This window comes from Burkholderia sp. NRF60-BP8, assembly GCF_001522585.2.
In the GTDB taxonomy this organism is placed as follows: Bacteria; Pseudomonadota; Gammaproteobacteria; order Burkholderiales; family Burkholderiaceae; genus Burkholderia.
Genome location: NZ_CP013373.1, coordinates 1,888,533 through 1,903,690, shown reverse-complemented (window position 1 = coordinate 1,903,690; position 15,158 = coordinate 1,888,533). Strand labels below are relative to the sequence as shown.

Genomic DNA, 15,158 nt, shown 5'->3' with positions numbered 1-15,158 from the left:
CGAAAGGCCGTCATGTCGTGCGTCATAATACCGATCGAAAAGCCGCAGTTGTCGTGCGCCGTTCGTCCACGCAAGCGGCCCGGCACGGTGCGGCAACACTTCAGAACAACAACGGAACCGCCATGACGCTAACCCGAGCCATCGGCAAATCGGCTGCATGGGTCGTCGGCATCGTCGCGGTGCTCATCGCGGCGGCCGGCGTCTTTCTCTTCACGTTCGACTGGAACCGCGCGAAACCGTGGGTCAACGAACAGGTGAGCGCTGCACTCGGCCGCCCGTTCGCGATCAACGGCGACCTCAAGGTCGGCTGGCGTCGCCCCGATGGCGAAACCGGCTGGCGCGCATGGGTGCCCTGGCCGAGCTTCTCCGCCACGCAACTCGAAATCGGCAATCCCGACTGGGCGAAGGCGCCCAAGTTCGTTACGCTCGATGCCGCGCACTTCGATCTCGCGATCCTGCCGCTGCTTGCGCATGAAATCGTCATCCCGTCGATCGACGTCGTGAATCCGGCCGTCGATCTCGAGCGGCGCGCGGACGGCAGCAATACGTGGACCTTCCAGTTCAAGCAATCGTCGCAGCCTTCGCGGTGGAAGGTGCGGCTCGACAGCTTCGGGTTCGCGAAGGGCACCGTCACGTATCGCGACGCGATCACGAAGGCCGATCTGACCGTCGCGATCGATACGCTCGGCCAGCCGATCCCCCTCGGCGACGTGCTGAAGGAACAGGAGCAGACGTCGCGTGCGGCGTCGGCGCAGCGCGTGGGCAAGCATGGCGCCGCGCAACTGGGCGCGAAGGCCGATGCGCAAGCCGCGTCGGGGGCGAGCGCGGCCGCGGCCTCGGGCGCGTCGGCCGCGAGTGTCGTTGCGTCGGCCGCTTCCGGTTCGTCGGGGTTGCCCGCTGCGTCCGCGCCTGCCACGCCTTCCGCGTCGGCGGCCGCTGCCGCGTCCGGCGCCAGCGGCGCGGCGGCGCCCGCGAAGCCGTCCGGCCCGACCTATGCCTTCGGGCTGAAGGTCGACGGCCGTTACAAGAACGTGCCGATCAGCGGCACCGGCAAGGTCGGCGGCGTGCTCGCGATCCAGGATGCGTCGCGGCCGTTCCCGCTGCAGGCCGACGTGAAGGCCGGCGATACGCGGCTCGCGATCGTCGGCACGCTGACCGACCCGATGCATCTCGCGGCGCTCGACCTGCGGCTGTGGCTGCAGGGCACGTCGATGTCGCACCTTTATCAGCTCACCGGCATCACGCTGCCCGATACGCCGCCTTATGCGACCGAAGGGCGCTTGATCGGCAACTTCAAGCCGCACGCGAGCACCTTCCGCTACGAGAACTTCAACGGCCGCGTCGGCGGCAGCGACCTCGGCGGCACGCTCGTCTGGGCGCAGCGCGCGCCGCGGCCGAAGCTGTCGGGCGAACTCGTGTCGAACCTGCTGCAGTTCTCCGATCTCGCGCCGGTGATCGGCGCGGATACGGCCGCGAGCAAGGCCAAGCGCGGCGACACGACGCGCCAGCCGCCCGATCGCGTGCTGCCGGTGGAGACGTTCCGCACCGAACGCTGGAGCGCGATCGACGCGGACGTGAAGTTCACCGGCCGCAAGCTGATCAAGAGCCCGCAGTTGCCGATCACCAACCTGTACACGCACATTCTGATGCAGGACGGCGTGCTGTCGTTCGAGCCGCTGCAGTTCGGCGTCGCGGGCGGCACGCTCGAGACGAACGCGCATCTCGACGGCAGTCGCACACCGCTCAAGGGCCGCTTCAAGCTGGTCGCACGGCATCTGAAGCTCAAGCAGCTGTTCCCGACGCAGAAGGTGATGCAGACGGCACTCGGCGAAATCAACGGCGACGCGTCGCTGTCGGCAACCGGCAATTCGCCGGCCGCGCTCGCGGCGACGTCGACCGGCGAAGTGAAGGCGCTGATCACCAACGGCCGCATCAGCCGCTTGCTGATGGAGGCGGCGGGGTTGAACGTCGCGAACGTCGTCTACGAGAAGCTGTTCGGCAACCGCGACGTCAACATCAATTGCGCGGCGATCGATTTCGTGGCGACCGACGGCATGCTCGACCCGAAGGTCTTCGCGCTCGATACCGACGATGCGCTGATCAACGTCGACGGCCCGATCAACCTGCGCGACGAATCGCTCGACCTGAAGATCCATCCGCATACGAAGGGCTTCCGGATCTTCTCGCTGCGCTCGCCGTTGTATGCGAAGGGCACGTTCAAGAACCCGAAGGTCGGCGTCGATGCGGGCGCGCTCGCGCTGCGCGCCGGCGCGATGATCGGGCTCGGGCTGATCAACCCGTTCGCGGCGCTGATTCCGCTGATCGCGCCGAGCAACAACCGCGACGTGCCATGCTCGGAACTGTTCGGGCAGATGAAGGCGCAGGCGGCGCAGAAGGCTGCCGGCAAGGCCGGCAAGTGATGCGCGTCAGCGGCCCGCGCGCGCCCACAGCAGCACGGCGTCGACCTCGCGGCCGTCGATCCGCACCGGCGCGACGGTGCCGAGCTGCAGACGATCGCCGTCGAGCATGACGGCCCGCTGCTGGACGTCGCCGATCCAGTTCGGGAACAGGCTGACGTCCATCGCGTGGGTCAGCGTGCCGTCGTCGGCGACCTGAAAGGGGCCGGAGTAGGCGATATAGCCGCGCGCGGCGGCCGCGCATTCGTCGTCGGTGCCGCCCTGAAGATCGCCGTTGGCGTAGCGCGGCCGGCCGGCGGCCATGAGCTGGGCCGACATGTAGCCGTCCGGTGTATAGAGGATCCAGCCGCGTACGTCGCGGCCGAGCGGATAGGCGACCGCGCTGCCGTCGCACGGGCGGATTTCGTAGGAGACGAGGCGCCATGCGCCTACGAGACGTTCGCGAAGCTGGCTGGCGAGCATGCGGGATTCCGGCAGGACGGCGGTGGGGCGCGTGCCGTCGTGTTGATGGGCCGCCGGGCGGCGAGGCGGAGGGCCTGGAATGGGCTGCCGGGCGGTGCGGTCGGCAGTTTCGCCGACACCTGCTAAAATACACGGTTTTCCGTCGATTTCTCTCTTAACGGGACCTGCCGTGCTTTCTACTGCCAACATCACGATGCAATTCGGGCCGAAGCCCTTGTTCGAGAATATCTCGGTCAAATTCGGCGAGGGCAACCGCTACGGTCTGATCGGCGCGAACGGCTGCGGCAAGTCGACCTTCATGAAGATCCTCGGCGGCGACCTCGAGCCGAGCGCCGGCAACGTCGCGCTGGAGCCGAACGTCCGCCTGGGCAAGCTGCGCCAGGACCAGTTCGCGTACGAAAACGTGCGCGTGCTCGACGTCGTGATGATGGGCCACACCGAGATGTGGGCCGCGATGACCGAGCGCGACGCGATCTACGCGAACCCGGAAGCCACCGACGACGACTACATGCACGCGGCGGAGCTCGAAGGCAAGTTCGCCGAATACGGCGGCTACGACGCCGAGGCGCGCGCGGGCGCGCTGCTGCTCGGCATCGGTATCGAGGAGAAGTTCCACAACGGCACGATGGCCGACGTCGCGCCGGGCTGGAAGCTGCGCGTGCTGCTCGCGCAGGCGCTGTTTTCGAAGCCGGACGTGCTGCTGCTCGACGAACCGACCAACAACCTCGACATCAACTCGATCCGTTGGCTCGAGCACACGCTCAACGAGTACAACTCGACGATGATCATCATTTCGCACGATCGTCACTTCCTGAACTCGGTGTGCACGCACATGGCCGACATGGACTACGGCACGCTGAAGGTCTGGCCGGGCAACTACGACGACTACATGCTCGCATCGGCCCAGGCGCGCGAGCGTCAGGCCGCGGCGAACGCACGTGCGAAGGAGCGCGTGGCCGAACTGCAGGATTTCGTGCGCCGCTTCTCGGCGAACAAGTCGAAGGCGCGCCAGGCCACCAGCCGCGCGAAGCAGATCGACAAGATCAAGATCGAGGAATTCAAGCCGTCGTCGCGGCAGAACCCGTTCATCCGCTTCGAGTTCGAGAAGAAGCTGCACAACGTCGCGGTGGTCGCCGAAGAGATCACGAAGAAGTACGAGCGCACGATCTTCCAGAATTTCAACCTGTCGGTGCAGCCGGGCGAGCGCATCGCGATCATCGGCGAGAACGGCGCGGGCAAGACGACGCTGCTGCGTGCGCTGCTCGGCAACCTGCCGCTCGATCACGGCACGGTGAAGTGGGCCGAGAACGCGAACGTCGGCTACATGCCGCAGGACACGTACGAGGAATTCCCGGACGACATCACGCTGATGGACTGGATCGACCAGTACCGCAAGGACGGCGACGACGAAACGATGGTGCGCGGCACGCTGGGCCGCCTGCTGTTCTCGTCGGACGACATCAAGAAGTCGGTGAAGGTACTGTCGGGCGGCGAGAAGGGCCGCATGATCTGGGGCAAGCTGATGCTCGGCCGCCACAACGTGCTGTTGATGGACGAGCCGACCAACCACATGGACATGGAATCGATCGAGTCGCTGCAGATCGCGCTCGAGCAGTTCGAAGGCACGCTGATTTTCGTATCGCACGACCGCGAATTCGTGAGCGGGCTGGCGAACCGGATCATCGAAGTGCGTACGGACGGCACGCTGTTCGACTTCGGCGGGAATTACGAGGAGTTCCTGGCGAGTCAGGGGCAGGAGTAAGTGTCCTGAGGTTTCGTCCGGTCGTGGGGCCAGGTCAGGAATCACCGCACCGGCGAACCGCCAGCAGCGCGACAGGCCCGCATCGACAGCAATGTCGATGCGGGCTTTTTCATATCCGCTGCGGCAAAACCTGCCACGCCGCGCATTCCGGTTTCCTCTGCTCAATCGACTTCGGGTAAATTACCCATCCAGCACCGCCCATCATTCCCCATTTCGCCCCGGAGCCGCTCTCGATGCAGGACCATCCTCTCCCGCTCGACCTGTCCGGCCTTGCGCCCAGCCTCTACGCGCAGGGCACCGAGGAGGGCATCCTGTCGCGTCTGATGGAGCGGATCGCGCCGACCAACCGCTTCTGCGTCGATATCGGCGCGAGCGACGGCCTGCGCAACAGCAATACCGCGCGCTTGCTGCGCGAGCAGGATTGGTCCGGCGTACTCGTGGAAGGCAGCGCATACCGGTTCGGCAAGCTTGCCGCGCACTACGCGGGCGTGGCGCGCGTGCGCCTGCATCACGATCGCGTGCAGCCCGACACGGTTGACCGACTGCTCGCCGACGCGAACGTACCGACCGACTTCGACCTGCTGTCGATCGACATCGACGGCAACGATTACTGGGTGTGGCGCGGCCTGCAATCGTTCCGGCCGCGCATCGTCGTGATCGAATACAACCCGTACTACACGCCGCCCGAGCGCTGGGTCATGTGCTTCAATCCCGACCACGAATGGGACGGATCGACCTATTACGGCGCGAGCCTCGAATCGCTCGTTCATCTCGGCAGGCAGAAGGGCTATGAACTCGTCTGCTGCGACGACATGGGCAACAACGCGTTCTTCGTGCGGCATGACCTGTACCCGCTGCTCGGCATCGCGAACAACGATCCGTCGGTGTTGTTCCGGCCGGCGATGTACAAGCTGCGCTACGTGGGACACAACACGTTCCTGACCGGTCATCCGTATCGGCACGGGCCGGCCGAGCACATCTGAATGGATTCGCTCGCCGCCACCTTCGACCAGATTCGCGACGCCTACGGGCTCGGTCGCGGCGGCCCGCCGACGCAGGTCAGCGAGCGGGTGTGGCATCTGCCGACCGACGGCGGCGCAGGCGTGGCAGTCAAGCTCCATGCGCTCGAACACCACGCACGCGCCGTCAAGGAAACCGCCGTCCTCGCGCATCTGGAAACGCATGGCGATACGCGTTTCCATGTGCAGACGCTGGAGCGTACGACGTCCGGCGCATCGCTGTGGTCGGGGCAGCATTCGCACGCGATGCTGACGCGCTGGGAAGCCGGACAATTCAAAACCTACGATACGTTCTCGCGAACCGAATGGGAGGCGCTCGGCGCGAGTCTGGCCGCGTTGCACCTGAGCCTCGAATCGCTGCATCTGCCGTCGCGCGATACGATCCGTGCGCGGCTGACCGCGATCGACGCGGACGCGGTACGCGGCAGTCTGCTGGATGCGCTCGGTCGAGCCGATGCGAACGTCCATTCCGCCGCGAACCTGCGCCGCTATGTCGATCTCGCGCTGCGCATGCTCGATCGCTACTATCCGGGCAGCATCGATGCGTTTCCGGTCGACGATCCGCAGCACCCGATCCACAACGACTACAACCAGTTCAACTATCTGTTCACGGGCAAGCTGCCGCCGCTGATCCTCGATTGGGAGGCGTCGATCGGCGCGCCTCGCGAATACGAGCTTGTGCGATGCCTGAATCACTTGCCGCTGGAAGCGCCGCACCTCGCGGCAGCGTTCGTGCGTGCCTATCGGCGCGTGCGGCCGCCGAACCTGGCCAACCTCGGATGGGCGGTCGACGCCGCATGCTTGCAGCACGCGCTCAAGCTGTGGATCGTGCAAGGCTGGCTCGACGATCCGTCGCGCTTCGCGTCGCACCTGAACGGCGCGGTGACGATGGGGGCGGCGTTGGTGGACGCGCGCGACCATCTGGTCGATTTCTTTTTCCGATGCGTGGAAGCAGGAAGCTGATGTGAGTGCGAATCCGAACACGATCCCGAATCCGCCGCGAGCCGGCGAGCGCCAGCACGTGTTTCCGCCGCCGCTGGATCGCGATTACCGCGTCGAGGACGGGCGCGTCCAGACGCGCTCGCTGGAAGCGCATATCGTCGATCACTGCAACCTGACCTGCGCGGAATGCTGTTCGCTGTCGCCGCTTTTGCCCGAATGGTATGCACGGCCCGAATCGATCGAAGCCGATCTGCGCAAGGCCGCGAAGGTGCTGCGCCCGAGGATGTTCAAGCTGGTCGGCGGCGAACCGTTGTTGCATCCGGCGCTCGTCGAACTCGTCGAACGCGTGCGCGGCACGGGCATCGCGCCCGTGATCTCGGTCACGACGAACGGCCTGAGGCTCGGCGAGATGCCCGACGCATTCTGGCAAGCGGTGGACGCGCTGACGATCTCGCGCTATCCGAAGCCGGCGCTCTCCGCCGATCTGGTCGCGCACGTCGAGCATCAGGCCGCGCGCTTCGACGTGCGTCTGAACTGGAAGGTGCAGGACGTGTTCACGACGATGAACCGCGCCCAGCCCGGCACGGACCGCGACGAAGCCCGGCGTCTTTATCGCGATTGCTGGATCCGCGAGCGCTGCCATATGATTCGCGACGGCATGTTCTACACGTGCACGCGTCCCGCGCATTTCCATACGCTGTACAAGGGCGAGAAGGATTTCCAGGCCGACGGCCTGCCGTTGCGCGACGATGCGGGCATGCTCGACGCGATGCTGGCCTATCTGCAACGCGAGACGCCGCTCGAAGCGTGCCTGCATTGTCAGGGCGGCAGCGCGCCGGTGGCGCCGCATCGCATCCTCAAACGCATTGAAGTGGACACCTTGAAGGCTCGTTATCCATGATCGTCGGCACGCGCGACCCGTTCGGTTTCGATCGTCTGCACTACCATCCGCGCAGCGGCGTGTCGGCGTCCGGCATCCGCGCCGTATTGCGGGCGTCGGGGCAACCGGCCGGCGCGCCGGATGCGGCCGCCATCGCGGGTTACCTGAGCGGCGAGCGTCTCGTCGGCCGGACCGTGCTGCGCGACGTGCTCGCGGTGCCGCCCGGCCATGCACTGATCCGGTCGCCGCAAGGGCTGACGGTGCAGCCGGCGCCCGAGCGGCCGCAGCATGCCGATCTCGACACCGTGCTGCGCGCGTCGCTGCAGCGCGCGCTCGACAGCGGCAAGCGCGTCGCACTGGCGCTGAGCGGCGGGCTCGATTCGGCGCTGCTGCTCGCGTTACTGCGCGAGCTCGGCGCGTTGGGGCATGTGACGGCCTACATCCTCGCAACCGGCATGCCCGATTACTGCGAACGCGATGCGGCGCTCGAACTCGCCGCGCGGATGCAGGCGAACGTGAAGATCGTGCGCGCGAACGAGGCCGATTTCGTCGCGGCGCTGCCGAGAACGACCCATGCGGTCGAGGAGCCGATGTTCAACCTGCATCCGGTCGCGAAGCTGCTGCTGGCCGATGCGATGGCGGCGGACGGCGTCGAGGTGGCGATTACCGGCGACGGCGCGGATCAGGTATTGCGCCGCGACCGGTCGGCCAACTATCTGCCGCTGTGCCACGCGTTGTTCGACGCCGCGTCGGTCGACCTGCATCCGCCGTTCGTCGACCCCGCCGTCGTCGCGCATCTGACGAGCGTCGCGCCCGACCCGAACAAGCAGTGCCTGCGCGATCTCGGCGCGCGCCTGAAGCTGCCGGACCGTCTCGTGCACGGCCCCAAGCGCGGGCGGCTCGCGCCGGCGATGGATCTCGCGACGCTGCTCGATCGCGGCCGCACGCATGCGCTGGCCGACACGCTCGGCTTGCCCGCGCCCGCGTTGCAGACGGATACCGAGCGCGTGTTGTGGACGACGCTGACACTGATTCTCGATCATCTCGATCGCCTTCATCCCGATGCCGCGCATCGCCCGACCTGAGCCGCTCATGAAACGCATCCTGTTCTGCGTCGTGCCCGAGAAGGGCCACGTCAATCCCTGCATCGGCCCGGCCCAGCATCTGCGCGCGGCCGGTTGCGACGTCGCCTTCTATGCGCCGGCCGACATCAGCGAACAGCTCGACGGCGCCGGCGACTTCGCGTTCGTCGGGCCGCGCGAGACGCCCGAGCGCCACGACCTGTCGCGCGGCGCGAGCTTCGCCGCGAACATTCGCGACGCGGACTGGCTGCGGCACTGGATCCGCACGCTGCTGATCGACCTCGCGCCCGCGCAGGTGGACGGCATCCGCGCGGTGCTGCGCGAATGGCAGCCCGACGTGGTCGTGATCGATCCGCTGCTCTATGCCGCGGCGATTGCCGCCGAACTGGAAGGGCTGCCGTGGGTCTCGATGTCCAATTCGCTGAATCCGGTGCTGCCGGACGATCTGGATTCGGAACTGCTGCGCACGGTGCGATGGCTGGAACCGGAACGCACGCGGCTGTTCGCCCGCTACGGCCTCGACGCGCGCTTTCGCGGTTGCGACGTGCTGTCGCCGCACCTGACGCTCGCGTTCACGACCGACGCGCTGGTCGGCGCGCCGCCGCCCGGCGTCGAACTGGTCGGCCCCGCGATGCCGTCGGGCCCGCGCGGCGACGAGACGGCGTTCCCGTGGGAACGCGTCGATGCGGATCGCCCGCTCGTCTATATGTCGCTCGGCAGCCAGCTTTACTACCATCCGGCGCTGTTCGCGAAGGTGATCGAGGCGACGCGCGCGACGTCCGCGCAACTGGTGCTGTCGGTCGGCGAGCTGGTCGATTCGGATCTGCTGCCGGCCGGCGACGAACGCGTGATCGCGGTACGTTACGCGCCGCAACTGGCGCTGCTGCGACGCACGCACGCGTTCGTCAGCCACGGCGGCGCGAATTCGGTGATGGAGTCGCTCGCGTGCGGCGTGCCGATGCTGCTGTCGCCGTTCTGCAACGACCAGTTCCATTCGGCGCACTTCGTCGAGCGGGCCGGCGCGGGCTGCGTGCTCGATCTGCAGCAGGCCGGCGTCGCGGAAATCGCCGGCGCGCTCGAACGCCTGTTGCGCCCGGGATCGTTGCGCGAGCAAGCGGCGCGGATCCGCGACAGCTATGCCGCGCGCGACGGCTCCGCGCAGGCCGCCCGCCTGATCAGCGCACTCGCTTCAGGAAGCCGCCTGGCGACAGCGTCATGAGTACGCGGTCCTCGATGTCGCGATCGACGTCGAACCGGTCGTCGCGGGCGAGAAATTCGCGCGTGGCCGTGGCCGGGTTGTTGCCTCGGCCGTACGGCTTGCCGTCGAACATCGACTCGGGCAGGTATTCCATGATGGTGTCCATCACGATCGCGTAGCTGCCGGGCGTCACGAACGGCGCATAGCATTCGAGTTCGCGCAGCACGTGCGCATGCGTATGCGTGAGATCGAGGATCGCCATCACGCGCGCGCCGTCGCCGATCTGCGCGCGTACCGAGGCGAGCGTGTCGGCCGCGCACGATTCGCCTTCGATCAGCACCATGCGGTGGGCGAGTCGGTGTGCGTGCAGGCGCTGCCTGACCTCGTCGCGCAGGCGCGGTTCGATCGCGACGACGCGGCCCGGGTTGCCCGCCAGTTCGAGCATCGACGCGGTGAACACCACGCCGCCGCCCGCGGCGATGCCGGTCTGGACGATGCAGTCGGGGCGCTCGCGCCAGATCAGTTCCTGCAGCGCGAGCATGTCGCCGGGCAGATGGAAGAAGCGCTCGCCGAGCCAGCGGGTCTGGAACAGATGGCCGAATTCGGCGGCGCGCGTCAGCCATTCGACGTTGATGTCCCGCATGCGGGCCGAAGGACGCTCTGACATGGTCGATGCAACGAGTGGGAGTGACGTGAAAACGCTGGAATCGTGGCTACAGCGGTACTGGAACATCGCGCCGGCGCGCCTGCGGGCGCTGGCGTCCGGCCATACTAACAAAACGTATCTCGTCGAGTGCGATGGGGGGCGCACGGTGCTGCGCGTGTCGTGGGCCGGCAAGCCGGTCGGGCAGTTGCGGCGCGAGGCGTCGATACTCGGCCGTCTCGGCGATGCGCGCATGGCGTCGAAGCTGCCCGCGCTGCCTCGGCTACGGCCGACCGTCGATGCGCGAACCGGCGTGCAGATGCCCGACGGGAGCTGGCTGCATCTGTTCGAGCATATCGACGGCCGTCCCGGCTTGCCGGACGACCCGCACGCGGGGGCGACCGATGCGATGCGCACGCTCGCGCATCTGCATGCGGCACTGGCCGCGATACCCGCGAGCGAAGCGACGCCGCTGGCGTGGTTGCGCGCACGTCATGCGCGTGTGGCGGCGCGCGCGATGCCGTCGCTGCCGAGCGACCTGCGCGATGCTTACGACACGGTGATCCGGCGGATCGGCGTGCAGCTCGACGCAGCATCGTCGTGGCTCACGGGGCAGGTGCATTGGCTGCACGGCGACTATCACGCAGGCAACCTGCTGTATGTCGGCAACGCGGTGAACGGCGTGCTGGATTTCGACGATGTGGGGCAAGGGGCGCAATGGCTCGAGGCGGCCTTTGCGTCGTTCGCGCTGTCGCGCGATGCGGACCGCGACGACTGCTTCGTGTTCGACCGTGCGCGCTGGGCGGCCTGCCTGCAGGTTTATGCGGCGACGCGGGCCGACGCGGCGCCCGAATGGCTGCGCGACAACCGCGAGCCGTTGATGGCGCTGTTCTGCGCGGACCAGACGCTGATCCATCTCGAAGCCGCGCAGCGCGGCCTGTGGATGCCGGGGCCGGGCATCGGGTTCCTCGGCGGCTGGCGTCAGTTGCTCGACGGGGAGCGGCTCGCGGATTAGCCGGCCATCGCGTCAGCGCTGCCGGTTCAGGAACAACCGTACGGCTTCGACCGTGTTGGGCCGCGCGTCGCCGTGCCGCGATCCGTCGTGCAGGCAGAACAGTACGTCGCGATGCTGGGCTGCGCAGGCGTCGACGTGCGCGCACATCGCGTCGAACAGCGCCTGCGGCGATGGCGCCGGCCGCTGCCAGTCGTCCAGTATCGCGGTCCAGCCCGTGTGTTCGCGTTGCAGGCGCGCGAGCACGGCGGCGCGATCGTCCTGCGGCAGCAATCCGTACGGAAGACGCAGCGGGATCGCGTCCGGCGCGGCGAGGCCGGCGCGGCGGTAGACGTCACGAATCAGCATGTCGGTCGTGTGGATTTCGTCGATCAGTGCGGCGTCCGCGAGCGCTCCCGGCCGCGCATGCGAATGGGTGTGATTGCCGAGCCGATGGCCTTCGCGCGCGATTCTCGTCGCGACGTCGAGCACGCCCGCCAGGTGCTTGCCGAGCACGAAGAAGGTCGCCGCGCACGATGCGTCGCGCAGCACGTCGAGCAACGCGGGCGTAGAGGGGCCGGGGCCGTCGTCGAAACTGAGGTGAATGGAGGTCATGGGTTGGCGGGGCCGCTCACTGAACCGGGTCGATGGCCGGCGGGCACGTGCCGACCGGACGCGCGCCGGCCGTCAGCGCGGTCGATGCGTCGGCGATCAGCAGAAGTCGATGGGCAAACGCCACGCGAGTGATCCTTCCTGTCCGAGATCGATGTCGGGTCGCGACGGCCGACCGGCCGGCGACGACGATTTTATGACGCTTCGCGCGGGCCGGCGAGACGGAATGGCGGTCGCCCGCCTGTCGAGCCGGCGAGGCCGCGCGCGATTTCGCGTCAAGCATTGTCAAATCGCCGCGATATCACGATGCCTGACGTTTCATGCGGTGCCGGAGGCTGTCATGCCGCGGTCGATTGAGTATCCTTGGATGCGAATCGCGGTACTCACGCAGTCACAACCGGGAGGCTTCACATGAATGCACGTCTTTACCGCGCGACCGTCGCCGGCGCGCTGATCGGATTGCTCGCGCCGTTTTCGGTCGCGCATGCGCAACTGGGCGATGTCCTGAAGCAGGTCGGCGGTGGCGGCGATTCGGGCGGCAGCGCGGGCGGGGCGCTGGGCAACCTCGGCGGACTCGGCGGCGCGCTGACGGGCGGCGGCGGTACGTCGCTGATGCCGGGCAGCACCGGCAACGTCGCGGGCCTGCTGCAGTTCTGCATCCAGAACAACTATCTCGGCGGCGCAACCGGCGGCGGCGCGGCGTCGGTGAAGGACGCGCTGATGGGCAAGCTCGGCGGCAACGCGTCGTCCGACAGCGGCTATACGAGCGGCGCGAGCGGGATCCTCGACGCAGGCAACGGCAGCAAGCTCGACCTGAGCGGCGGCGGCCTGAAGCAGCAGGTGACCAAGCAGGTGTGCGACAAGGTGCTGACGCAGGCCAAGTCGCTGCTGTAAACGTATCGGCACGCATCGCGCGTGCCGATGCCGGGGGGGCGGTGCGCATGCACCGTCCCCCGGCGATCATTCCGGCCGCTACGTTCGTCGCGGCGACAAGCGCGTCGCGCTCGGCGATGCCGCACCCCGTCGCATGGGCGGCCCTCGTGCGGCTCAATCGGCCAGCCGCTTGTCCGCGAGCGCCTTGCAGCAGTCCTCGTACACCCATTGCACGAGTTTGGCCCGATAGTCGAGATCGTCGGTATCGACGATTTCCTCGACCGCGTCGCGCGCCCACGACGCGTCGACGAATCCCGCATGCCGCTTCGCGATGTCCTGCGCGAGCGCTGCGAGCCGGGCGACCGCGAGCCAGTCGGCCTGGCGGTGATGGCGGTCGAGCCAGCGGTGTGCGGCCTGGACCTGGAACGCGGCGTCCGGCCATGATTCGTTGAGGTAAAACGCGCCGAGGTTGCCGCAGGTGAGCCAGCAAAGCAGCTCCAGGCGGTCTTGCGAGCCGAGGGTATGGGATGCGTCGGACATGGCAGCGCTCACGAAGTGCGTCGATTCCGGGCGGCGCCGGCCGCAACGGGCCGATGCCGATAATAAAAACATAGCACGATGCAGGCCCGGCCGCGCATCCTGGCGGATGCCGGCGTGGCGGCGGCCCGACGAATGCGTGGCCAGCCACGCGCGGCGGGCGACGGCGTACCGACGCGACGGCGCACCGACGCGACGGCGCTCGGTCCTTTCGAATGGCTGTCATTCGTCACACCAGCCACCGGAACGCTCGCTAGAATGTCGGCTTCCCTGGAGGCGGAACACGATGAACATCTACGACCAGTTCTACATCGACGGCGCATGGCGCAAACCGGCTGGCACCGGCACGATCGACGTGATCGATTCGGGCACCGAAGCCGTGATCGGCCGGATTCCCGAGGGCATCGCGTCCGACGCGCAGGACGCGATCCGCGCGGCGCGCGCGGCCTTCGACGCATGGGCGGCCACGCCGGCCGCGACGCGCGCGGGTTATCTGCGCAAGATCGTCGAGCATCTGCAGGCGCGCAGCGAGGAACTCGCGCAGTCGATCACCGGCGAAGTCGGCATGCCGATCAAGCTGTCGCGCGCGATCCAGGTCGGCGGCCCGATCTACAACTGGAAGGCGTACGCGAAGCTCGCCGAATCGTTCGAATTCGAGGCGCAGGTCGGCAATTCGCTGGTGGTGCGCGAGCCGGTCGGCGTCGTCGCGGCGATCACGCCGTGGAACTACCCGCTCAACCAGATCACGCTGAAGGTTGCGCCGGCGCTCGCGGCCGGCTGCACGGTCGTGCTGAAGCCATCCGAAGTCGCGCCGCTCAACGCGTTCATGCTCGCCGAAGCGATCCACGCGGCCGGGCTGCCGGCCGGCGTGTTCAACCTCGTGTGCGGGTACGGCCCGGTCGTCGGCGAGGTGCTGGCCACCGATCCGGACGTCGACATGGTGTCGTTCACCGGCTCGACGCGTGCGGGCAAGCGCGTGGCCGAGCTGGCGGCCGCGGGTGTCAAGCGCGTCGCGCTGGAGCTGGGCGGCAAGTCGGCGTCGGTGATCCTCGACGATGCCGATTTCGCGACGGCGGTGAAGGGCACGGTCAACGCGTGCTACCTGAACGCCGGCCAGACCTGCTCCGCGCATACGCGGATGCTGGTGCCGGAAGCCCGCTACGACGAAGCGCGCGAGATCGCGAAGGCCGCGGCCGAAACGTACGTCGCGGGCGACCCGCGGCAGGAGACGACGCGCCTCGGCGCGCTGGCGTCGGCCGCGCAGCAGCAGCGCGTGCAGGCGTACATCCAGCGCGGGATCGACGAAGGCGCGGAACTCGTGACGGGCGGCACCGGTTTACCGGAAGGGCTCGCGAAGGGCTTCTTCGTGAAGCCGACCGTGTTCGGCCGCGTCGATCCGAAATCGACGATCGCGCAGGAAGAGATCTTCGGGCCGGTGCTGTCGATCATCACGTATCGCGATGAAGACGAGGCCGTGCGGATCGCGAACGATTCGCCGTACGGGCTCGGCGGCGCGGTGTGGGCCGGCAGCGACGAACGCGCGATGCGCGTCGCGCGCCGCATCCGCACGGGGCAGGTGGACATCAACGGCGGCACGTGGAACGGCGCCGCGCCGTTCGGCGGCTTCAAGCAGTCGGGGCACGGCCGCGAGAACGGCGTGTACGGGCTCGAAGAGTATCTCGAATACAAGTCGATGCAGTTGAAGCCGGCGAAGCCGGCCTGAACGCCGCTCGCGGCCCG

Annotated in this window: 14 protein-coding genes; 10 read left to right on the top strand and 4 right to left on the bottom strand. The window is 67.7% G+C overall.

Annotated elements, in window-relative coordinates; all coding sequences use genetic code 11:
* Window positions 1-122 precede the first annotated feature (122 nt).
* Window positions 123-2,420: an AsmA family protein gene (locus tag WS54_RS22195; protein WP_059785934.1), complete on the top strand. Its 2,298-nt coding sequence runs from the start codon at window positions 123-125 to the stop codon at window positions 2,418-2,420.
* Window positions 2,421-2,426: 6 nt separating this feature from the next.
* Here the strand turns inward: WS54_RS22195 and WS54_RS22190 are convergent, their stop codons facing one another.
* On the bottom strand, window positions 2,427-2,879 hold the full coding sequence (locus WS54_RS22190; protein ID WP_034207409.1) for a lipocalin-like domain-containing protein: 453 nt from the start codon (window positions 2,877-2,879) through the stop codon (window positions 2,427-2,429).
* A gap of 169 nt (window positions 2,880-3,048) precedes the next feature.
* Here WS54_RS22190 and WS54_RS22185 point away from each other — a divergent pair, with 169 nt between their 5' ends.
* The 6 genes from WS54_RS22185 to WS54_RS22160 all read left to right on the top strand — a co-directional run bounded on the left by WS54_RS22185 (window position 3,049) and on the right by WS54_RS22160 (window position 9,783).
* Window positions 3,049-4,641: an ABC-F family ATPase gene (locus WS54_RS22185; RefSeq protein ID WP_059785932.1), complete on the top strand. Its 1,593-nt coding sequence runs from the start codon at window positions 3,049-3,051 to the stop codon at window positions 4,639-4,641.
* Window positions 4,642-4,874: 233 nt separating this feature from the next.
* A complete protein-coding gene (locus WS54_RS22180; protein WP_034207407.1) occupies window positions 4,875-5,624 on the top strand; it encodes an FkbM family methyltransferase in 750 nt (249 codons plus the stop codon).
* Window positions 5,625-6,623, top strand: coding sequence for a phosphotransferase enzyme family protein (locus WS54_RS22175; protein ID WP_059785929.1), 999 nt, complete (start codon window positions 5,625-5,627; stop codon window positions 6,621-6,623).
* 1 nt (window position 6,624) lies between these two features.
* Window positions 6,625-7,503 (top strand): 4Fe-4S cluster-binding domain-containing protein, encoded by an 879-nt coding sequence (locus tag WS54_RS22170; protein ID WP_059785926.1) that lies wholly within the window; start codon window positions 6,625-6,627, stop codon window positions 7,501-7,503.
* Window positions 7,500-8,567, top strand: a complete 1,068-nt coding sequence (locus WS54_RS22165; RefSeq protein ID WP_059785924.1) for an asparagine synthase-related protein — start codon at window positions 7,500-7,502, stop codon at window positions 8,565-8,567. The genes WS54_RS22170 and WS54_RS22165 overlap by 4 nt, the downstream gene beginning before the upstream one ends.
* Before the next feature lie 7 nt (window positions 8,568-8,574).
* Complete coding sequence (locus tag WS54_RS22160) at window positions 8,575-9,783, top strand: glycosyltransferase (protein ID WP_059785922.1); 1,209 nt, start codon at window positions 8,575-8,577, stop codon at window positions 9,781-9,783.
* Here the strand turns inward: WS54_RS22160 and WS54_RS22155 are convergent.
* Complete coding sequence (locus WS54_RS22155) at window positions 9,740-10,429, bottom strand: cephalosporin hydroxylase family protein (protein WP_034207402.1); 690 nt, start codon at window positions 10,427-10,429, stop codon at window positions 9,740-9,742. The genes WS54_RS22160 and WS54_RS22155 overlap by 44 nt on opposite strands.
* 25 nt (window positions 10,430-10,454) lie before the next feature.
* Here WS54_RS22155 and WS54_RS22150 point away from each other — a divergent pair, with 25 nt between their 5' ends.
* Window positions 10,455-11,420: a phosphotransferase gene (locus WS54_RS22150; RefSeq protein WP_059785919.1), complete on the top strand. Its 966-nt coding sequence runs from the start codon at window positions 10,455-10,457 to the stop codon at window positions 11,418-11,420.
* A gap of 12 nt (window positions 11,421-11,432) precedes the next feature.
* Here the strand turns inward: WS54_RS22150 and WS54_RS22145 are convergent, their stop codons facing one another.
* Entirely contained in the window at window positions 11,433-12,011 is a 579-nt protein-coding gene (locus WS54_RS22145; RefSeq protein ID WP_059785916.1) for a polysaccharide deacetylase family protein, read from the bottom strand.
* Between the two features lie 408 nt (window positions 12,012-12,419).
* Between WS54_RS22145 and WS54_RS22135 the strand changes: the two genes are divergently transcribed.
* Window positions 12,420-12,902 carry a DUF2501 domain-containing protein gene (locus WS54_RS22135; RefSeq protein ID WP_034207399.1) on the top strand — a complete coding sequence of 161 codons (483 nt, stop codon included), beginning with the start codon at window positions 12,420-12,422 and terminating at the stop codon, window positions 12,900-12,902.
* A gap of 153 nt (window positions 12,903-13,055) precedes the next feature.
* Here WS54_RS22135 and WS54_RS22130 read toward each other — a convergent pair whose 3' ends face one another.
* Window positions 13,056-13,421 (bottom strand): hypothetical protein, encoded by a 366-nt coding sequence (locus WS54_RS22130; RefSeq protein WP_027784520.1) that lies wholly within the window; start codon window positions 13,419-13,421, stop codon window positions 13,056-13,058.
* A 283-nt stretch (window positions 13,422-13,704) separates the two neighbouring features.
* On the opposite strand from WS54_RS22130, the gene WS54_RS22125 reads away from it, so the two are divergent.
* Window positions 13,705-15,141, top strand: a complete 1,437-nt coding sequence (locus WS54_RS22125; RefSeq protein ID WP_059785913.1) for an aldehyde dehydrogenase family protein — start codon at window positions 13,705-13,707, stop codon at window positions 15,139-15,141.
* Window positions 15,142-15,158: the final 17 nt, after the last annotated feature.